Annotated in this window: 19 protein-coding genes and 2 tRNA genes; 13 read left to right on the top strand and 8 right to left on the bottom strand. The window is 62.3% G+C overall.

Annotation, left to right across the window (positions count from 1 at the left end):
• Positions 1–72 precede the first annotated feature (72 nt).
• Positions 73–1,500, top strand: coding sequence for an amidase (locus ASD12_RS09290; protein WP_056584525.1), 1,428 nt, complete (start codon positions 73–75; stop codon positions 1,498–1,500).
• 128 nt (positions 1,501–1,628) lie between these two features.
• Positions 1,629–2,330 carry a TetR/AcrR family transcriptional regulator gene (locus ASD12_RS09295; protein WP_056584668.1) on the top strand — a complete coding sequence of 234 codons (702 nt, stop codon included), beginning with the start codon at positions 1,629–1,631 and terminating at the stop codon, positions 2,328–2,330.
• A gap of 7 nt (positions 2,331–2,337) precedes the next feature.
• Here the strand turns inward: ASD12_RS09295 and ASD12_RS09300 are convergent, their stop codons facing one another.
• Genes ASD12_RS09300 through ASD12_RS09320 form a run of 5 tightly spaced genes read right to left on the bottom strand, consistent with a single transcriptional unit; the run spans position 2,338 to position 6,915 of the window.
• The gene (locus tag ASD12_RS09300) at positions 2,338–3,096 is read right to left on the bottom strand and encodes an MBL fold metallo-hydrolase (RefSeq protein ID WP_056584528.1); all 759 of its coding nucleotides are present in this window, start codon (positions 3,094–3,096) and stop codon (positions 2,338–2,340) included.
• Positions 3,097–3,098: 2 nt separating this feature from the next.
• Complete coding sequence (locus ASD12_RS09305) at positions 3,099–4,163, bottom strand: ABC transporter ATP-binding protein (protein ID WP_056584531.1); 1,065 nt, start codon at positions 4,161–4,163, stop codon at positions 3,099–3,101.
• Positions 4,160–4,942 carry an ABC transporter permease gene (locus tag ASD12_RS09310; RefSeq protein WP_056584534.1) on the bottom strand — a complete coding sequence of 261 codons (783 nt, stop codon included), beginning with the start codon at positions 4,940–4,942 and terminating at the stop codon, positions 4,160–4,162. The genes ASD12_RS09305 and ASD12_RS09310 overlap by 4 nt, the downstream gene beginning before the upstream one ends.
• Position 4,943: 1 nt before the next feature.
• Positions 4,944–5,810, bottom strand: a complete 867-nt coding sequence (locus ASD12_RS09315) for an ABC transporter permease (protein WP_056584537.1) — start codon at positions 5,808–5,810, stop codon at positions 4,944–4,946.
• A 13-nt stretch (positions 5,811–5,823) separates the two neighbouring features.
• Entirely contained in the window at positions 5,824–6,915 is a 1,092-nt protein-coding gene (locus ASD12_RS09320) for a spermidine/putrescine ABC transporter substrate-binding protein (RefSeq protein ID WP_056584540.1), read from the bottom strand.
• A 91-nt stretch (positions 6,916–7,006) separates the two neighbouring features.
• Between ASD12_RS09320 and ASD12_RS09325 the strand changes: the two genes are divergently transcribed.
• The gene (locus tag ASD12_RS09325) at positions 7,007–7,621 is read left to right on the top strand and encodes a TetR/AcrR family transcriptional regulator (protein WP_056584543.1); all 615 of its coding nucleotides are present in this window, start codon (positions 7,007–7,009) and stop codon (positions 7,619–7,621) included.
• A gap of 109 nt (positions 7,622–7,730) precedes the next feature.
• A complete protein-coding gene (locus tag ASD12_RS09330) occupies positions 7,731–8,297 on the top strand; it encodes a DUF2569 family protein (protein WP_056584546.1) in 567 nt (188 codons plus the stop codon).
• 706 nt (positions 8,298–9,003) lie between these two features.
• Here the strand turns inward: ASD12_RS09330 and ASD12_RS09335 are convergent.
• Positions 9,004–9,079 (bottom strand) — tRNA-Thr (locus ASD12_RS09335).
• Between the two features lie 155 nt (positions 9,080–9,234).
• On the opposite strand from ASD12_RS09335, the gene ASD12_RS34820 reads away from it, so the two are divergent.
• The 5 genes from ASD12_RS34820 (at position 9,235) to ASD12_RS09360 (ending at position 12,264) form a co-directional block, all read left to right on the top strand.
• On the top strand, positions 9,235–9,402 hold the full coding sequence (locus ASD12_RS34820; RefSeq protein WP_082525344.1) for a hypothetical protein: 168 nt from the start codon (positions 9,235–9,237) through the stop codon (positions 9,400–9,402).
• Positions 9,403–9,558: 156 nt separating this feature from the next.
• Positions 9,559–9,777 carry a hypothetical protein gene (locus ASD12_RS09340; RefSeq protein WP_056584549.1) on the top strand — a complete coding sequence of 73 codons (219 nt, stop codon included), beginning with the start codon at positions 9,559–9,561 and terminating at the stop codon, positions 9,775–9,777.
• 353 nt (positions 9,778–10,130) lie between these two features.
• Positions 10,131–11,057 carry an IS110 family transposase gene (locus tag ASD12_RS09350; RefSeq protein WP_056584555.1) on the top strand — a complete coding sequence of 309 codons (927 nt, stop codon included), beginning with the start codon at positions 10,131–10,133 and terminating at the stop codon, positions 11,055–11,057.
• A 339-nt stretch (positions 11,058–11,396) separates the two neighbouring features.
• Entirely contained in the window at positions 11,397–11,702 is a 306-nt protein-coding gene (locus ASD12_RS09355; protein WP_056584671.1) for a BA14K family protein, read from the top strand.
• A 202-nt stretch (positions 11,703–11,904) separates the two neighbouring features.
• Positions 11,905–12,264, top strand: a complete 360-nt coding sequence (locus ASD12_RS09360) for a hypothetical protein (RefSeq protein WP_056584558.1) — start codon at positions 11,905–11,907, stop codon at positions 12,262–12,264.
• Here the strand turns inward: ASD12_RS09360 and bhcR are convergent, their stop codons facing one another.
• Positions 12,265–13,086 (bottom strand): HTH-type transcriptional regulator BhcR, encoded by an 822-nt coding sequence (gene bhcR, locus ASD12_RS09365; protein ID WP_056584561.1) that lies wholly within the window; start codon positions 13,084–13,086, stop codon positions 12,265–12,267.
• Between the two features lie 213 nt (positions 13,087–13,299).
• On the opposite strand from bhcR, the gene gcl reads away from it, so the two are divergent.
• From gcl to ASD12_RS09380, 3 genes are all read left to right on the top strand, one after another.
• On the top strand, positions 13,300–15,081 hold the full coding sequence (gene gcl / locus ASD12_RS09370) for a glyoxylate carboligase (RefSeq protein WP_056584564.1): 1,782 nt from the start codon (positions 13,300–13,302) through the stop codon (positions 15,079–15,081).
• A gap of 13 nt (positions 15,082–15,094) precedes the next feature.
• Entirely contained in the window at positions 15,095–15,892 is a 798-nt protein-coding gene (gene hyi / locus ASD12_RS09375) for a hydroxypyruvate isomerase (RefSeq protein WP_056584567.1), read from the top strand.
• Between the two features lie 225 nt (positions 15,893–16,117).
• Positions 16,118–17,035 (top strand): 2-hydroxy-3-oxopropionate reductase, encoded by a 918-nt coding sequence (locus tag ASD12_RS09380; RefSeq protein ID WP_056584570.1) that lies wholly within the window; start codon positions 16,118–16,120, stop codon positions 17,033–17,035.
• Between the two features lie 131 nt (positions 17,036–17,166).
• Here ASD12_RS09380 and ASD12_RS09385 read toward each other — a convergent pair whose 3' ends face one another.
• The gene (locus tag ASD12_RS09385; protein WP_056584574.1) at positions 17,167–18,015 is read right to left on the bottom strand and encodes an RNA methyltransferase; all 849 of its coding nucleotides are present in this window, start codon (positions 18,013–18,015) and stop codon (positions 17,167–17,169) included.
• 198 nt (positions 18,016–18,213) lie between these two features.
• Here ASD12_RS09385 and ASD12_RS09390 point away from each other — a divergent pair.
• Positions 18,214–18,298, top strand: a tRNA-Tyr gene (locus ASD12_RS09390).
• Positions 18,299–18,328 lie beyond the last annotated feature (30 nt).

The raw sequence follows: 18,328 nt of genomic DNA on the forward strand, positions 1-18,328 counted from the left end.
CGCGCCGCGGCACGCGGCGCGGCCACCTCCCGTCCATGCCAAACGCGATCCGGCGATCGCAGGAGACTTCCCATGACCGATCTCGACCTTTGCTACATGCCGGCCAACGAGGCGCTGCGGCTGTTCAAGGCGAAGAAACTCTCGCCCGTCGACCTGATGCAGGCCACCATCCGGCGCGCGGAGGCCACCAAGCCGACGATCAACTGCTTGACCTTCACGCATTTCGACGAGGCGCTGGATCTGGCCAGGAAAGCCGAGGCGAAATACGCCAAGGGCGCCCGAACCGGGGCGCTCGAGGGTCTGCCCATCGGCATCAAGGACGAGAGCTATATCAAGGGCAAGCCGACGTCGCACGGCTCGCTGCTCTCGAAGGATGCCATCGGCGGCCATACCTCGACGATGAATGAGCGCATCATCAAGGCCGGAGGCATAGTCCATGCCCGCACGGCGACGCCTGAATTCAGCTGCGCCGGCTATACCTGGTCGAGACGATGGGGTGTCACGCGCAATCCGTGGAATCCGGAGTTCACACCGGGCGGTTCGTCCGGCGGTTCGGCGGCGACGCTGGCTTCCGGCACATCGTCGATCGCCACCGGCTCGGACATTGCCGGGTCGATCCGCATTCCGGCTTCAGCCTGCGGTCTTGTCGGCTTCAAGCCGCCCTATGGCCGCAATCCGGACGAGCCGCCATTCAATCTCGACTTCTACTGTCACACCGGACCGCTGGCGCGAAACGTTAGGGATGCGATCCTGCTGCAGAATGTCATGGCCGGGCCAAGCCCGCTCGACATCGCCACGCTGCGCCCAAAACTGCGCCTGCCGCTCGACCACAAGCCGATCAAGGGCTGGAAGATTGCTTTCTCGATGGACCTCGGTTCTTTCGAAGTGGATCCCGAGGTGCGCAAGAACACGCTTGCCGCCTGCGATGTGTTCCGCTCGCTTGGGGCCACTGTCGAAGAAGTCGACCTGGGCTGGGGCGACGACGTGCTCAAGGCCGGCATGGCCTATCTTGAACACCTCTTCGGCGCTTCGCTGTCGCAACTGCTCAAACAGCACGGCAAGGACATGACGACCTATGCGCGGCAGTTCGCCGAGGACGGGCAAAAGTCCAAGGCCACGGACTTTGTCGCCACCCTGGAGGTGGCGGCCAGGATGTACCAGACGCTGGGGCCGCTGCTGGAGACATACGATGTGCTGATCTGCCCGACCAACGCGCTTCCTTCAGTGCCGGCGGAGTTCGATCAGACCAGGGATACGGTCGAGATCAACGGCAAGCAGGTGAATCCCTCGCTTGGCTGGGTGATGACGACGCCATTCAACATGCTGAGCCGTTGTCCGGTTCTTTCCATGCCATCGGGCCGGGCGGCAAGCGGCGTGCCGACAGGCATCCAGATTGTCGGCCGCACCTATTGCGATGCCGATGTTTTCCGCGCGGCCATGGCCTTTGAAACGGCGCAGGGGCAATGGTACACGAACGCCGAAACACGCCCGTCGCTCTGATCGGGCGATGTGGTGGTGCTTGATCTCCGGCTTCGGCTATGGTGAGCCGACGCCGGACACCACGAATACACGGATCTGTGGCGGCGCCAGCGATCGCCGCCACAAGGTTCGAAGGGAACTGGACGAAGATGGCGCAACGCAAGGCAGCAGCGGCAAAACATAAAGGCGTAATGGCCAAGGACGGGGTTTCGGCAAACGATGCCGCGCCGCCCAAGGACCGTCGGCGCGAACGTGGCGAAGCCAGCGTGCAGCGGATCATAGACGCCACCATCGAGCTCATCGCGGAGGAGGGGCTGGCAAGCGTCACCATGCAGCGCATCGCCGAACATGTCGGCTCGTCCAATGCCTTGGTCGTCTTCCACTTTGGCAGCAAGGAGAACCTGTTTCGCGCCGTCCTGCAGTATCTTAGCGATCGATATGATGAACTGTGGGTGACACTGGTGCGGGCGCCCGGCCTGTCGCCGGTAGATCGCCTGCTCGGGGCGGTCAACTGCGCGCAAAACTTCGCCCGGCAGCATCCGAAATGGGTTTCGGTCTTTGTCGTGTTCTCCAGCGACCGCAAGAGCATGCAGATCTACAACGAGATCGGGCTGCCGAGCGACCTTGCCTACACTGCCGAGGCGCGCGAACTGCTGATCGAGATTTCGCGCAGCGGCGGCTATACCGGCGTCGACATAGACACGCTGTCGGAGAGCCTGAATTATCTGGTTCATGGCGCCTGGTACTGGGATCACCTGAACCCTCGCGGCCGTGACACCAACGTGCTGCGCAAGACCATGCTGCTCCTGCTGCATCAGGCATTTCCGCGGCATTTCGAACTGATGCGCTAACCCGCGCTCAGGGCTGCCGCAAATGGCAGCCGGCTTGCCGCTTCTGTTCCAGATACTCGTCGACAAGCTGGCGGTAGCGCACCTTGCCGAAACTCGGGAAATGGCCACCGTGCACGACCGAGACATCGAGGTCGCGCAGGCGCAGGAGTGTCGCCATGTAGTCTGGTATGTCTGAATGGTAGACATCGTCGATCAGCGGGCCGTCATAGATGATATCGCCGGATAACAGGATACCCGTCCTGTTTTCGTAGAGCGCGATGCCGCCGGGCGAATGACCGGGCGTGTGGATCACCTCGAAGGCACGGTCGCCGAGATCGACGACATCGCCCTGTGCGAGCAGGCGGCCGGCGGGTGCGGGCATAATGCGGTAGCGCGCCGTGTCCCAGCCTTGCGGCATGCCGTCAAACATCTCGTCGGTCGCATAGGTGCCGGCGGCGGTCCATTCATTGCGCGGATCGGCAAGGATACCGGCCTCGGCCGCGTGCACGCAGCGCTCGGGAAATTCGTGGTGGCAGCCGATATGGTCGAAATGCGTATGGCTGGCGACGCAGATCAGCTTGCGCTCGCTCACCAGCGGTACGTGGCGCCTGAGGCTGAAATGGCCAAGCCCGGTGTCGAACAGAAGGTCGCGGTCGCGGCCGCGCACATGCCACATGTTGCAGCGGAAGAACGGCTTTATCCACGGCTCGTGGATCAGCGTGATGCCGTCGGCCATGCGGATGGTTTCGTACCAGTCGGGAGCGTCGATGACCGCTAGCGTACCCATGTTCAATCCGTCAGCTGGATGATCTGGTCGGTATCGCAGGAAATCGCGACCGTGTCGCCCGGCTGGACGGTCGCCGTCGCGGGCAACTTGGCGATGAACCGCACCGAAGGGTCTTCGATGGAAACCGCGAGCACGCGCTTGAAGCTGCCCTGGAAGACGACGTCGCTCACACCAGCCGTGCCGAGCCTGACACCGCCTGCGGCCGTGCCGAGGACAAGATGCTCCGGCCGTATGGCCAGCGCAACGGCGGAGCCAACCGGCAAGGCGCCGGGCAGCGAAACCGAACCAACCGGCGTCGCGACGGTGCTTGTCCTTTCCGTCACCGCCGTGACCGTGCCGGCAAGGATCGTGCTCTCGCCCATGAAGGTGGCGGAAAAGCGCGTCGCCGGCCGCGCGTAGACCCGCTCGGGCGGTCCTTCGTCCTCGATGCGCCCGTCATTCATCACCACGCAATGGTCGGCCAGCGCCATCGCCTCTTCCTGGTCATGGGTAACGTGGATGAAGGCGGTGCCGACGCGCTTCTGGATCGCCTTCAACTCGTCCTGCATCTGCCGGCGCAGCTTCAGGTCGAGCGCACCGAGCGGCTCGTCGAGCAAAAGCACCGCCGGCTCGATCACCAGCGCACGCGCCAGCGCCACGCGCTGCCGCTGGCCGCCGGAGAGCTGATGCGGCTTCTTGTCGAAGGCGGCGGCGAGGCCGACCAGCGCCAGCGCTTCACGCGCCTTTGCCGCCCGGGTAGCGCCATCGACGCCCTGCATGCGCAGGCCGAAGCCGACATTGCTGCCGACGCTCATATGCGGAAACAGCGCATAGTCCTGGAACACCGTCGTCGTCGGACGCCTGGCCGGCGGCACCGAGGTGCAGTCCTCGCCACGGATGAACACCTTGCCTTCGCTGGGCGTGACGAAGCCGCCCAGAATGGACAAGAGCGTCGTCTTGCCGGACCCCGAGGGCCCAAGCAGGACCGTGTAACTGCCGGGCTCGATCTGCAGCGAGACATCCTTCAGCACGGTGTGCTGGCCGAAGCGGTGCGAGACGGCACGAATATCGACCAAGGGCGCGGTCATGCCTTTCTCCTGCGCAGCAATGTCAGTTCGAACAGCACGACCAGCACGATGGAGACGGCGAAGACCAGCGAGCCGACCGCATTGGTCTTGGGATTGAGGCCGGAGCGCAGCAGGTTCCAGATTTCGACAGGCAGCGTGGTGTCGAAGCGGGTGAGCAGGAAGGAGATCACGAACTCGTCCCAGGAAAAGGTCATCGACAGGAAGAAGCCCGCGAAGATGGCAGGCGCCATCACAGGCACGGTGATCAGCAGCAGCACCTTCCATTCCGGTGCGCCGAGATCGCGCGCGGCGCGTTCGATGTTGATCTGGTGGTCGCCCATCTGGCTGTAGATGATGGCAAAGCACAGCGGCAGGTTGATCACGACATGGCCGATGCCGGCGGCAAGCAGCGATTTCGGCACACCTGCCCAGTTGAACAGCACCAGCAGCCCCATGCCGATGATGAGATAGCTGACCGTCAGCGGCAGGGTGATCAGCCCGCGCAGCAGGCCGGAGCCCGGCAGGACGAAGCGGGCAAGACCCCAGGCGCAGAGGAACCCGAGCGTGACGGCGGCGAGCGAAGAGATGGACGCGACCAGCAGCGAATTGACCAGCGCCGAGGTCAGCCGCGTGTCCGAAAGAACCGCATCGTACCATCGCAGCGACGGTCCGGTGAAAGGCGGGATCGGGAACGATGTCGCCTGCAACGAAAACAGCACCAGCACGATAACCGGCAGGAAGATGAAGCCGTAGACCAGAACGGCGTAGAGCCAGGAAGCGATGCGGAGGAGCTGGCGCATCTCAGGTCCGCTCGATCTTCAGCCAACGGGCGCAGGCGAGGTAGGCGATGGTGACCACCGCCATCAGGATGATCGACAGCGCCGAGGCCAGCGGAAAATCGCCGCGCCGGCCGATCTGCATCATCACCAACTGCGGCATCAGGAGCTCGTTGTTGCCGCCCAGGATCTGCGGCGTGATGTAGTCGCCGATGCACAGCACGAAGGTCAGGAAGGCCCCCACCATGATGCCGGGCAAGGTCAGCGGCAGCACGACATGCAGGAAGGTGCGCACCGGTCCGGCGCCGAGATCGGCGGCGGCCTTGCGGTAGCTCGGGCTGAGCTGCTTCAGGTTGGCGAAGATGGTTAGCGTCAAAAGCATGACGAAGAAATGCACGAAGCCGGTGACGGTGGCAAAACGCGTGTTGGCGAGTTGTAGCGGCTCGGCAAACAGGCCCGAGCCGGTCAGAGCACGATTGACGACGCCGTTCTGCGCCAGCACCAGCAGCCAGGAGTAGGAGCGCACGACATAGGAGGTCCAGAACGGCAGAACGGCCAGCATCAGCGCCAGCCGCTGCCAGCGTTCCGGCACCTGTTCGGCCAGGATCCAGGCAAAGGGATAGGCGAGCAGCACCGAGATCACGGTGACGATCGCCGTCACTTGCAGCGAGTTCACCATCGCCTGCCAGTAGGAGGGGTTGGTGAAGAACTGGCTGTAGTTGGACAGAGTGAAGCCGCCGCCCTCATGCGCCGTCAGGCTGGAAAGCCCCATGGCGATGAAGGGCAGCACGAAGAACAGCAGCGTCCAGCCGAGCGCTGGCGTGACCAGCGCCCAGGGCAGGGCACGGCCCGCCCGGGGCAGGGCACGCCCGTTGTTTGCCGAGCTGCTCATGAGCGGTATTGGCTCATTTTACCTGCAGCATTTCGGTCCACATGTCCTGCATCTTCTTGTCGAGATCGGCATTCGGCGCCGGATAGGCCTGGGCGCGCGCCAGGAAGCCCGGCTGCTCGTCGAAGCGCAGGACCTTCTTCTGGTCGTCGGTCAGCGCTGCCTTGGTGTTCGCCGGCATGCCCCAATAGCAGGACGAGGTGGCAAGCCGCGCCTGGCCCTCCGGGCTCATAATGTACTGGATGAATTTCAGCGCCATGTCCTTGTTCTTGGAATCCTTGAACATGGCCAGCGACTGCGACCACAGAACCGCACCCTCCTTGGGGACGGAGAAGTCGAGCGCCGGGTTCTCCTTGGCCAATCCCGCCGTCACCCATTCGCCGCCGCCGACCAGTATGTCGACTTCGCCCGTGGCCAGCGCCGTCTGGCTGGCGGTCACTTCACCGACCAGCTTGGCATTGGCCTTCATCTTCAAAAGCTCTTCCTTGAGGGCGGGGAGGTCGGCTTCGGTCAGCTCAGCCGTCTTCTTGCCGATGGCGAGTGCTGCCATGCCGATAACCGGCAGGTAGTAGTCGTAGATCGCAACCTTGCCCTTGTACTTGTCGCCGGTCAGCGCCGCCATCGACTGCATGTCTGCCGGATCGACCTTGGTCTTGTTGTAGCCGATCGTGTTGTAGCCGAACTTTTCGGTAATGCCGTAGCGCTTGCCGCCGACCACGGTGGAGCCGTCCATCTTCACCTGCGGGAACAGGTCGGCCAACGGCAGTTTGTCTTCCGGCAATGGCTCGAACAGGCCCTTTTCGACACCGCGCGGCACGTCGATGCTATCGATCACCATCACGTCCCAGTCGCCCGGCTGCGACTGCTCGACGATGGCGAGGCCTGCGCCGGTGCCTTCGAATTCCTTGACGTTGACCTTGACGCCATTGGCCTTCTCGAAGGGCTGCAGCAACGCTGGATCGGCATGATCGCACCAGATTAGCGCGTTGAGGTCGGCGGCCTGGGCAGCGCTGCCAGCTCCGAGCAGCAGCGCCGTGGCGGCGCACGCTGCATGCAGATGGCTTGTGAGAATGGAAAGCGGATTCCTGGATGCGGATTTTGCGGACATCGAGTGTTCTCCCTTGCCTTTGTGGCTTCTTGCAAAAAATTGAACCAATTCTAAAATTGAGTCAATTCTGTTTTTATGGCAAGGGGCTCTCATGAGCGGATTGCGGGCAAGGCAAAAGGCGGACCGGCACCGGCGCATCATCGAGGCGGCGGCGGAACTGTTTCGCGAGGCCGGCTATGAAGGCGCCAAGATCGAGGCGATCGCCGCCCAGGCCGAGGTCTCGGTCGGCACCATCTACAACTACTATGAGAACAAGGGCGACATCCTCGGCGCCATCGTCTCATTGGAGGTCAACGAGGTGCTAAATGCGGGTGAGGGCGTCGTCGCCAGGCCGCCGGCCAATGTCGGCGACGCGCTGGACACGCTGGTCGGCATCTATATCGAGCACTCGCTGCACTATCTCAGCAAGGAGATGTGGCGGCAGGCGATGGCGATCTCGACGCAACTGCCCGACAGCCCGTTCGGCCAGGCCTACACCGCGCTCGATCGCGCGCTGACCGAGCAGATCCGCGCCCTGATCGCCCGGCTGCAGGCGCTCGGCCTCGTGCGGCAGGATATCGACGGCGCAGCACTTGGCGAACTGATCTTCAACAACATGAACATGATGTTCATCGAATTCGTGAAGCGCGAGGCGGCGAGGATACCGGAGCTACGCGCGGCGATACGAAGGCAGAACCGCATTTTGGTGGCGGCGATTGCGGTGTGATTGGCAGGAAAAGGCAGCAGCATCGATCGATGGATCAAAAACCGCTGTTCGGCCTCTTGAGTGGCATTTAAAATCTGCTACAACCCCAGGATGCATTAGGGAGGGGTCGATGCAGTTTTCAATTTGGCATTGGGCAATAGTTCTGTTGTTGATTGGCGTGCCTGTCTTCTTTGCGCTCCGATCGGCTCGCAAGCCCTCACAGAACTCGGCAGATCTCGCCGGATTCGGAGGATGGCTGATGCTTCTCGCGATCGGGCAGGCCCTGTCCCCATTGCGCACGCTCGCCGAATTGGGTTCCTCGATCGATGGCTACAACCAGCTCATGCTGGTGCCGAACGGACCCATGGTGGTCTATGTCGAGGTTGCGCTGCTGCTGGCATTTCTGGTGCTTCAACTGGTGGTGCTTGTTGCCATGCTGTGGCGGAGCCGTCGGTTCAAGCAGTTGTTTCTCATCCAGTGGCTTGCAATCCCGGTGGTCTTCATCCTGGACGCGGCCTGGGTTTCCATGGCTCTCGGGGTTCCGGTCGGGCAATTGGTCACCGGAGACACGCTTGCGGTGCAGATAGTCTCGTTTGTGCTGACAGGACTCTGGGTCGCTTACGTCTACAAGTCCGTCAGGGTGCGGAACACGTTCACCCGGGTGAGGGCATCCGCCCAGGTCGCGAGCGCGTCCTAGAGGCCATAAGGATCGGCGTGACCGCTGCGTCTGCCCGTCGCTACCTGATGAGGGTGGGTCAGAAAGAAAGACGCCAAGATTGCTCTCGGCGCCTTCTTTATCACATGATCATCTAGACGATGGTCGCTACTACCCAAAGGCAGAGCGCCACATCAATCTTGACCACTATGGTCGGATTGGTGCGTTTCCACATGGGAAAGCCCCTGGACCACGGCGCCGCAGCCCTTTGGAGGGACACGGTTAGCGCACCATCGAAGGACTTATACCCGGCCTTCATGGCAGCATCGGACCGGCTTCTGCGTTTGCAACCACTTCCGCCGGGCCCGTCCGAATCTGCGGGGCGTCGCGATTTTTCCATTGGCACCGCCAACCGATTCCGCTTCGGGCCCAGTACGGGCCTCAGGGTGTTCCCTTCGGGTCTCCACTTTTCGAAGGCGTTCCGTCGGGGCCTGAGCGCCGGAGATATGGGAGCGCTAGCTATGTGGCGCAATGCCCAAGTCCAACATGTTGCGGCACAGTCGGCGCGGGGGAAAGTGCGAAATTCGGAGCGGTGTCGCCTGAGGGACTCGAACCCCCGACCCAATAGTTTGCAAGGGTACTAATCAACCAGCTGAGCTGGAGGCGGCGCATTACCCCTACCATTACCCAAACACTGCAATCCTAGATTTCTTAGAGCCGAAGAATACAACTAAGTCATTGATTTTGCTGGTGCCCCCGGACGGAATCGAACCGCCGACCTTCGGTTTACAAAACCGCTGCTCTACCAGCTGAGCTACAAGGGCACGGCGCTCCGTTAGCATATTTGTTGCGCCAGTAAAGACAAAACTCCGTTTTTTACCCGGCATGTCGCATGGGCCGTCGGCGAGGCGCATCCTGAAAAGCGCCGGATTGCTTCCTACATCTAGGGAAGGTGCAATTGCTTCGAGCAGGGTGTCGCATGATCAGATTTGTCATCATTCTCCCGATCATCTTCGTGTCCTGGATGCTGCTGGTGAAGATCGTCAGCGATGTGAAGAGGGCCAATGTCGACTGGACCGGCGTCACCACCATCATCGGCTTCATCGCGCTCGCCTTCTGGCTTCGCCATGTCACGGGTATGGGGTGAGAGAGGGGGGAATAGGGGAATAGGGGAATAGGGGAATAGGGGAATAGGGTTCCCCCTCGAAAAAATCTCCTTGACCTATCGAACCTTTTCCCGCGCTGCGCCGACTGATCTCCAGAGGCGAATGGGTCGCCTCGATCAAGGATCCAGGAGATCATCATGTTCAAGCGCACTCTTACCTCAGGCCTCGTCGCCATTTTCGTCGCCACCGGCGCGCTCGCCGGCACTGTCGGCACGTCGTCAGCCCACGGCATGCACGGCCATCATCATCACCACAACCATCACAAGAAGCACTTCAAGAAGTTCTGGTGGAAGCACTACAACCACCACCACAACCATCATCACCACAGGCACGGCAGGGTGATCATTTTCCTTTGATGGAGGGACCCATTCTTCCAAGAGGGCGGCTTCGGCCGCCCTTTTTTGCATTGGCGATCACCTTGTGAAGCGGGACGGCAAAGCTGCCGATCTCCCCCCATGGGCATGGCTATCGCATATGGCGCTCCCCTCTCCGTCTCGGGCTTCGCCCGAGCCACCTTGTATCTACACGAGAGAGATTTCGTGGGATTAGAGCGATTGAGCCAAGGTCCGGGTGGCCGCCCGGACCTTGGCTTGGCGAAGTCGCCCGTACCCCCTGAGGTTACAGCCGCGGGAGAGCTTGGGACCTTCGCCTTCATCACGCACGACCGAACAGTCGCTTGGTTCCAACCGTACGCACAAGGCAGGTTACCGTGAACAAGATTATTTGTGGAGTTGATGTTTCGAAAGATTGGCTGGACGCGCATGTCTGGCCGGGCGGAGCGGCAGAGCGCTTCGCCAACGACGCGGCCGGGATCGCAGCTCTTTGGCTGTTCTGTCGCAGCCATGGTGCAGCCCTCACGGTGATGGAGGCGTCCGGCGGCTATGAGCGGCTGGGGTTCATGCTTTTGTGGGCGCACGGCATGCCGTGCGGCGTGGTCGTGCGCCGTTTCGCCGAGGCGATGGGCTATCTTGAGAAGACCGACAGGATCGACGCTGCTGTCATCGCCCATTACGGCGCAGTCAAGAACACGGTGCCGACGCCGCCGCCAAGCGCTGCCCAGCAGCGGCTTGCCGCGTTGGTTGGCCGGCTTTGCCAGATTGTCGGCGATGCGACCATCAACAAACAGCGTAGAAGTGCCGCACGCGACGCTGAGGTATGCGCCAGCATCGAGGCGATGCTGGCCTTCCTTAAGCGCGAGCAACGGCGCCTGGAAGGCGAGATTGCCTCGATGATCGATGACGATCCGCTGTGGGCTAGGCTGGAGCGGGCCTTTCGTTCGCTCAAGGGCGTGGCCGGACGCACCGTCGCCCGCCTGATGGCCGAACTGCCAGAGATCGGCCTCATCTCCAACAAGGCCATCGCCAAGCTGGCAGGCCTCGCTCCCTTCGCCAACGATAGTGGCAAGCGCACCGGCAACAGGCATGTGCGAGGCGGACGCGCCGGGCCGCGTGGCATCCTCTTCATCGTCGCAGCCATCGTGGCCAAATTCGATCCTCATCTCAAAGCTTTCGCTCAACGGTTGCAACAGGCGGGAAAGCCCAAAATGCTCATCCGCATCGCACTCGCCAGAAAACTCCTGGTCATCCTCAATGCAAAAGCACGCGATGCGCGCAACGAGGTCGCAATTGCAACTTGACACCCCAGATAGTCGCTCTCCCCCACTTTGTTGGGGCGAGGAACCCAGGCCTTTGAAGGCCGCGACCTCGGCGGTTGGTTTCCTCGCCCCCATGAAATGGGGGAGAGGTGGCCGCGTAGCGGTCGGAGAGGGGGCTGGCGCTGCCCTGGCCGCAAGCGGGAGATCGCTGTCAATCGCCAACGTTTTGCAGGTCGAACTCGACGCCGCACGTCCTCCGCCCAGGCGATCCAAGCCAGCTCCAGAAAAATCGAAAAAAAATTCGAACCTTTTTCCGTGCCGAAACGACTGATGATCAAGAGGCGGACGGATCGCCTCGGTCAACGAAGCAAGGAGATCATCATGTTCAAGAACACACTCGTTTCCGGCCTCATCGCCACCGCCGTCGCCGCCACCGCGCTGGTCGGCACCGTCCAGCCTTCGGCCGCTCACAGCCATCATCACAACCATGACCTCGGCATCGGCATTGCCGCCGGCGTCGGCGGCTTCGTCCTCGGCAGCCTGCTCGCCCAGCCGCGCACCGTCTATGTCGACGAAGACGGCGGCTCCTGGCACGTCCGCCGCTGCTACGATCGTTACGCGAGCTACGACGTGGACTCCGACAGCTATCTCGGCCACGACGGCTACCGTCACTACTGCCGGCTCTGAGAGGAGGTGGCGTTTCAGCAACAGAAGAGGGGCTCGCGCGAGCCCCTTTTCTGTTGCTTCGATGGTAGCGGAGCCTGCTCCATCGGTCGACTTTCAACGTCGGTGGCACAGAGCTGAAGCGATTGCCTTGGGCGGCCGACCTGGGCGGTGTATAGTGATTTTCCGAGCGTCTATTCTAAGCTTAATAAGTGGGGAGAGACCCTTGGACGAGCAGAACCCGAAGGAAGACCTGATCGAAACGGTTTTCCGAAACGGCACCGTCACCACTGTCGGTATCCTGCTAGCGTTTTCGCTGGGCTTTATCACCCATTGGGCCGCCAACCCGATCCCGTGGCAGACCTATCATCTTGTCGCCGTCCTGCCGATCCTCATCGGCATCGCCTTGCAGATGCGGGCGCTGTCGCTCCTCCTCGACATAAAATCCCTGCAGCGGCGGGTCTATAAACACGCTAACCGCATCTTTATCGCCGGCCTCGTCTTCACCGCCTGCGGCGTCGGCTTGGCGATTCTGCTCGATTTCTTCGAAATTGCGACCAAGAGCGCGCTGCCCGGGGCAAGCTGATCAGCCTGCCTTCACACCGCCGATCATCCTGGTTACTTCGGCAGCGGCATCGCGCACCAGCGGGCCGATTTCGGCCAGCCGCTCCGGCGTCACCCGAACGGTCGGCCCGGAGACCGACACGCCGCCGATCGGCTCGCCGAATTCGTTGAAGATGGCGGCCGCCACGCAGCGCATGCCGGGGTGCCGCTCCTCGTCGTCGACCGACCAGCCGCGCAGCTTGATAACAGCCAAGTCGTGGGCAAGTGCCGAAATGTCGGACAGCGTCCTGTCGGTGAAGCGCTGCAGGCCTGCCTTGCGCAGGATGGTTCCGACGCGCTCCGGCTCGAGATGCGCCAGCACCGCCTTGCCGATGCCGGACGCGTGGAAGGGGCTGCGCGTGCCCGGCCGGAAGAACGCGCGGATCGCCTGATGCGTCTCGACCTGGCTGACGAAGACGACGCAATCATCCTCGGCGACGCCGAGATTGGCGGTTTCGCCGGTTCTTTCCATCAATTCCTGCATGACCACGCGGGCGCGGTCGACCAGCTTGCGACGGCGCAGGAACGCCGCGCCCATGCGGTAGGTCTCGACGCCGATCGACCACAGCTGGTCGCTGGTGTCGAATTCGACCATGCCGTGGTTTTCGAGCGTCATCAGCATGCGGTAGGCGGTGGAGGCGGCAAGGCCGCTCTGCGCTGATATCTCGCTCAGCGACAGGCCACTTCCTTCCGCGACAATGGCCAGTATGCGCAGCGCCCGATCGAGCGACTGCACCGAACTGGCCTCGGATGGACCGTTGAAGGCGCGCGGCCGGCCGCGCTGGCGTTTCTCAGTCGATTCCATAGCGCCATTCTCGGCCGATTTCGCTAAACGCACAATGAAATAGTTTTTCACGCGGCTCGTGGGATGAATACCTGGAAAACGGAAAATTCAATAAAATCAGAAATATGACGCCGTTTTCTAGAAATGAAAAAATATTCTGAAAAAATTGAAAAATAGCCGGCTTGGTGACATTCTCAGCTCATCCAACAATGACAAACCCGTGGAGGGCTGAAAATGGCCAGGATGCGCGCTGTCGATGCCGCGGTTCTCGTTCTCGAAAAGGAAGGCATTTCCTGCGCTTTCGGCGTGCCGGGCGCGGCGATCAACCCGTTCTATTCGGCGCTGAAAGCGAGGGGGACGATCCGCCACGTCCTTGCCCGCCACGTCGAGGCCGCCTCGCACATGGCGGAGGGCTATACCCGCGCCAAGGCAGGCAATATCGGCCTGTGCATCGGCACCTCGGGTCCGGCCGGCACCGATATGATCACCGGGCTCTATTCGGCGGCCGCGGATTCCATTCCGATCCTGTGCATCACCGGGCAGGCGCCGCGCGCGCGGCTGAACAAGGAGGATTTCCAGGCCGTCGACATATCAGCCATTGCCGCGCCGGTCGCCAAATGGGCGGTCACCGTCATGGAGCCCTATCTGGTGCCGATGGCGCTGCAGAAGGCATTTCATCTTATGCGCTCGTCGCGGCCGGGTCCGGTGCTGATCGACCTGCCGGTCGACGTCCAGTTGGCCGAGATCGAATTCGACATCGATGCCTATGAGCCGCTTGTCCCGTTCAAGCCGGCGATGGCGCGCGCGCAGGCCGAAAAGGCGTTGACGATGCTCAATGCGGCGGAGAAGCCGCTGATCGTCGCCGGCGGCGGCATCATCAACGCCGATGCGTCGGATCTGCTCATCGAATTCGCCGAGATCACCGGTGTGCCGGTCATCCCGACCCTGATGGGCTGGGGCGCGATCCCGGACGACCACCGGCTGATGGCCGGCATGTGCGGGCTGCAGACCTCGCACCGCTATGGCAATGCGACGATGCTGGAAGCCGACTTCGTCTTCGGCATCGGCAACCGCTGGGCCAACCGCCACACCGGCTCCGTCGATGTCTACACCAAGGGGAAAAAATTCATCCATGTCGACATCGAGCCGACGCAGATCGGCCGTGTCTTCGCGCCGGACCTCGGCGTCGTCTCGGATGCGGGCGCGGCGCTGAAGATGCTGCTCGATGTTGCCACCGAGTGGAAGACGACTGGCAAGCTGCGCGACTGGTCCGGCTGGGCGAAAGAGTGCCAGGCCCGCAAGAAGACAATGAAGCGCAAGACGCATTTCGACCAGGTGCCGCTGAAGCCGCAGCGTGTCTACGAGGAGATGAACAAGGCGTTCGGCCGCGACGTCACCTATGTCACCACCATCGGCCTGTCGCAGATCGCGGGCGCGCAGTTCCTGCATGTCTACAAGCCGCGCAACTGGATCAATTGCGGCCAGGCTGGCCCGCTCGGCTGGACCTTGCCGGCAGCGCTTGGCGTCCGCGCCGCCGATCCCGACCGCACAATCGTCGCGCTGTCGGGCGACTATGACTTCCAGTTCATGATCGAGGAACTGGCGGTCGGCGCGCAGCACAAATTGCCCTATCTGCATGTCGTCGTGAACAACGCCTATCTCGGCCTGATCCGCCAGGCGCAGCGGGGCTTTTCAATGGATTTCGAGGTCAGTCTCGCCTTCGAGAACATCAATCGATCAGGCGATCCCGAAGCCGGCTATGGCGTCGACCACGTTGCCGTTGCCGAGGCGATGGGCTGCAAGGCGGTCAGGGTGCGCAAGCCTGAAGAATTCGCCGGCGCCTTCAAGGAGGCCCAGCGGCTGATGAAGGAACATCAGGTGCCGGTCGTGCTCGAATTCATCCTCGAGCGTGTCACCAACATCTCCATGGGCACGGAGATCGACAAGGTCACCGAATTCGAGGACCTTGCCGAACATCAGGAAGACGCGCCGACGGCGATCGTCATGCTCGACTAGAAGGACAAAAAGAATGCCGCGTTTTTCAGCCAATCTTTCGATGCTCTTTGGCGAGCATGATTTCCTCGACCGTTTCGACGCCGCCGCCCGCGCCGGCTTCAAGGGCGTCGAATATATCGGCCCCTATGACCATGCGCCCGATGTCGTCGCCGCGAGGCTGAAGAAGAACGGCCTGACGCAGGTGCTGTTCAACCTGCCGGCCGGCGACTGGGGCAAGGGCGAGCGCGGCATTGCCGTGCTGCCGGACCGCGTCCCGGAATTCCGCCAGGGCATCGCCAAGGCGATCACCTACGCGCAAGCGCTCGGCTGCCAGCAGGTCAATTGCCTGGCCGGCATCGCCCCCGCCGGCGCCGACCGCAAGGTGCTGGAGGATGTGTTTGCCGAAAACCTCGCCTTCGCGGCGGAAAAGCTGGAGCAGGCGGGCATCAGGCTGTTGATCGAGCCGATCAACACACGCGACATTCCGGGCTTCTTCCTCAATTATTCCGACCAGGCCCTGGCGCTGATCGATCGTGTCGGCTCAAAAAACTTGTTCCTGCAATACGACATCTATCACATGCAGATCATGGAGGGGGATCTCGCCCGTACCATCGAGGCAAACCTTAACCGCATCGCGCACATCCAGCTTGCGGACAATCCCGGCCGTCACGAACCGGGGACGGGCGAGATCAACTATCCCTTCCTCTACGAGCACATCGACCGCATCGGCTATTCCGGCTGGGTCGGGGCTGAGTACAAGCCGAAGGCGGGTACAGAGGCTGGGCTGGGGTGGTTGAGGGAACTGGCCGGGCAGGGAAGTGCCGCGGCTTAGCGGCTACCGCAGTCGAAGCCGTTCCTTAGCGCCCCCCTCTAGCCTGCCGGCCATCTCCCCCACAGGTGGGGAGATCGGCAGCTTCGGCCCCGGCTCGCAACTTTGGCAGCTTCAACAATTGGCGAAGGCAGCGGTGACATCCAATCTCCCCCTCGTGGGGGAGATGTCCGGCAGGACAGAGGGGGGCGTGACAGAGCGCGGCCTAACAGAAGACGGAGAACCACAATGGAAACCATCGGCTTCATCGGCCTCGGAATCATGGGCGCGCCGATGGCGGGGCACCTGCTGGGCGCGGGCTATCATGTCATCGCCAGCGACCATCGCTCCAAGCCGCCTGCCGATCTCGTCGCCAAGGGTCTGAAAACGGTCGCTGGCCACACGGCCGTCGCCAAGGCTGCCGACATCATCATCCTGATGGTGCCCGACACCCCACAGGTGGCCGATGTGCTGTTCGGCGAGAATGGCGTCGCATCGGGATTGTCGAAGGGCAAGCTGGTCATCGACATGAGCTCGATCTCGCCGATCGAGACCAAACTGTTCGCGAAGAAGATCAACGATCTCGGCTGCGACTATCTCGATGCACCGGTCTCGGGCGGCGAGGTTGGCGCCAAGGCGGCGTCGCTGACCATCATGGTGGGCGGCGAGGAAAAACCCTTCGAGCGCGCCAAACCCGTGTTCGAGAAGATGGGCAAGAACATCACCCTGGTCGGACCCAACGGCGTTGGCCAGACCACCAAGGTGGCCAACCAGATCGTCGTCGCGCTGACCATTGAAGCCGTCGCCGAAGCGCTTGTTTTTGCATCGAAAGCTGGCGCCGACCCGGCCAAGGTGCGGCAGGCGCTGATGGGCGGGCTGGCGGCCTCGCGCATCCTCGAAGTGCATGGCGAGCGCATGGTCAAACGCACCTTTGCGCCCGGCTTCCGCATCGAACTGCACCAGAAGGATTTGAACCTCGCGCTGGAGGGCGCGAAAGCACTCGGCGTGGCGCTGCCCAACACCTCCACCACGCAGCAGCTGTTCAACTCTTGCGCGGCCAATGGCGGCGCAAAGGAAGATCATTCGGCGCTGGTCAGGGCGCTGGAGCGGATGGCCAATTTCGAGGTCGGCGGCGAGGCAGCCGACGTCAAAGGCAAAGCGGCATAGGTCAGGAGAGTGCGGCGCAACGTTCCCAATGCGCCAACTCTTGGCCCATCGAAGAACGGATTCCGGCGTCTATGGCCGGAACCCGTTTCTCGTTTCGAGATGGTTCCTGGCAGGCGGCCTGCCCTTCCCAGTCAACCGCGCTTCAAAAATGTCCTCGCCACGTAAAGGCTGATCGCCGCGGCATTCGATACGTTGAGCGAATGGATGGCGCCGGGCATGTCGAGCCGCGCCAGCGTCGTTACCGTCTCGCGAGTCTTCTGGCGCAGGCCTTTGCCTTCGGCGCCCAGCACCAGCGCGATCTTTTCTCCGGCAAAGCTCTTTTCGAGCTCGGCCGGCGCGTCCGAATCAAGCCCGATGGTGCGGAAGCCCGCCTCGTGCAATTGGCCGAGCGCGTCGGCGAGGTTCTTCACCTCGATCTGGTCGATGTGCTCCAGCGCGCCGGAGGCGGATTTCGCCAGCACGCCCGATTCCTGCGGGCTGTGGCGGGCCGTGGTGATCAGCGCGCCGGCGCCAAAGGCGACCGCCGAGCGCAGGATGGCGCCGACATTGTGCGGATCGGTGACCTGGTCGAGCACCAGAACCAGCTTTGCATCGCCAAGAGCATCGAGCCGCTTCGGTTTCAGCGGTTCCGCCTCGATCAGCACGCCCTGATGCACGGCGTCCCACCCGGTGATCTTGTCGATGTCCCTGGGTTCGACCAGTTCCGTCTTGAAGGGCAGGGCGGCGAGATCGGCGATTTCCAGGCGCTCGGCCGCGTTGCGCGTCACCAGCATCTTCCTGATCTTGCGGCGCGGATTGTCGAGTGCGGCGCGCACCGTGTGCAGGCCGTAGAGCCGTACAAGGCCGTCCGCGGCATTTTCGCCCGGCGGAACCGGCTGTCGGGGCCTGAACGCCGGCGCGCCGCCGCTTTTCTCGTCGCGATAGGCGCGGCGCAGCTTGGCGTAATGGGTGTCTTTGGGAGTGTTGGTTTTATCGCTCATGGCTGGCTTCTATAGCCGTGTCCTCCGGCCAAGGATATGGCCCGTCGCCACAGCCGGCGAACAGAAACGAAAAACCCTGGCTGCGCGGTTGACACCCAATGGGCTTGCCGCCATAAGGCGCTGCGCTGGTTTCGGAGAAGACACAACTCGGGTCCGGATTGGCGCGAATGCCTCGTTGCATGGCTCCGGCGGCAGACTGGAGAGGTGCCCGAGTGGTTAAAGGGGACGGACTGTAAATCCGTTAGCTTAGCTTACGTTGGTTCGAATCCAACCCTCTCCACCACTGCCGGCCCGGAAGCCCTGAAACGCGAAA

This window comes from Mesorhizobium sp. Root102 (assembly GCF_001425625.1).
Taxonomy (GTDB): domain Bacteria; phylum Pseudomonadota; class Alphaproteobacteria; order Rhizobiales; family Rhizobiaceae; genus Mesorhizobium.

Coding starts and splice junctions, on each gene's coding strand:
- ASD12_RS09290 (WP_056584525.1), top strand. CDS start 73: ATGACCGATCTCGACCTTTGCTACATGCCGGCCAACGAGGCGCTGCGG.
- ASD12_RS09295 (WP_056584668.1), top strand. CDS start 1,629: ATGGCGCAACGCAAGGCAGCAGCGGCAAAACATAAAGGCGTAATGGCC.
- ASD12_RS09300 (WP_056584528.1), bottom strand. CDS start 3,096: ATGGGTACGCTAGCGGTCATCGACGCTCCCGACTGGTACGAAACCATC.
- ASD12_RS09305 (WP_056584531.1), bottom strand. CDS start 4,163: ATGACCGCGCCCTTGGTCGATATTCGTGCCGTCTCGCACCGCTTCGGC.
- ASD12_RS09310 (WP_056584534.1), bottom strand. CDS start 4,942: ATGCGCCAGCTCCTCCGCATCGCTTCCTGGCTCTACGCCGTTCTGGTC.
- ASD12_RS09315 (WP_056584537.1), bottom strand. CDS start 5,810: ATGAGCAGCTCGGCAAACAACGGGCGTGCCCTGCCCCGGGCGGGCCGT.
- ASD12_RS09320 (WP_056584540.1), bottom strand. CDS start 6,915: ATGTCCGCAAAATCCGCATCCAGGAATCCGCTTTCCATTCTCACAAGC.
- ASD12_RS09325 (WP_056584543.1), top strand. CDS start 7,007: ATGAGCGGATTGCGGGCAAGGCAAAAGGCGGACCGGCACCGGCGCATC.
- ASD12_RS09330 (WP_056584546.1), top strand. CDS start 7,731: ATGCAGTTTTCAATTTGGCATTGGGCAATAGTTCTGTTGTTGATTGGC.
- ASD12_RS34820 (WP_082525344.1), top strand. CDS start 9,235: ATGATCAGATTTGTCATCATTCTCCCGATCATCTTCGTGTCCTGGATG.
- ASD12_RS09340 (WP_056584549.1), top strand. CDS start 9,559: ATGTTCAAGCGCACTCTTACCTCAGGCCTCGTCGCCATTTTCGTCGCC.
- ASD12_RS09355 (WP_056584671.1), top strand. CDS start 11,397: ATGTTCAAGAACACACTCGTTTCCGGCCTCATCGCCACCGCCGTCGCC.
- bhcR (WP_056584561.1), bottom strand. CDS start 13,086: ATGGAATCGACTGAGAAACGCCAGCGCGGCCGGCCGCGCGCCTTCAAC.
- gcl (WP_056584564.1), top strand. CDS start 13,300: ATGGCCAGGATGCGCGCTGTCGATGCCGCGGTTCTCGTTCTCGAAAAG.
- hyi (WP_056584567.1), top strand. CDS start 15,095: ATGCCGCGTTTTTCAGCCAATCTTTCGATGCTCTTTGGCGAGCATGAT.
- ASD12_RS09380 (WP_056584570.1), top strand. CDS start 16,118: ATGGAAACCATCGGCTTCATCGGCCTCGGAATCATGGGCGCGCCGATG.
- ASD12_RS09385 (WP_056584574.1), bottom strand. CDS start 18,015: ATGAGCGATAAAACCAACACTCCCAAAGACACCCATTACGCCAAGCTG.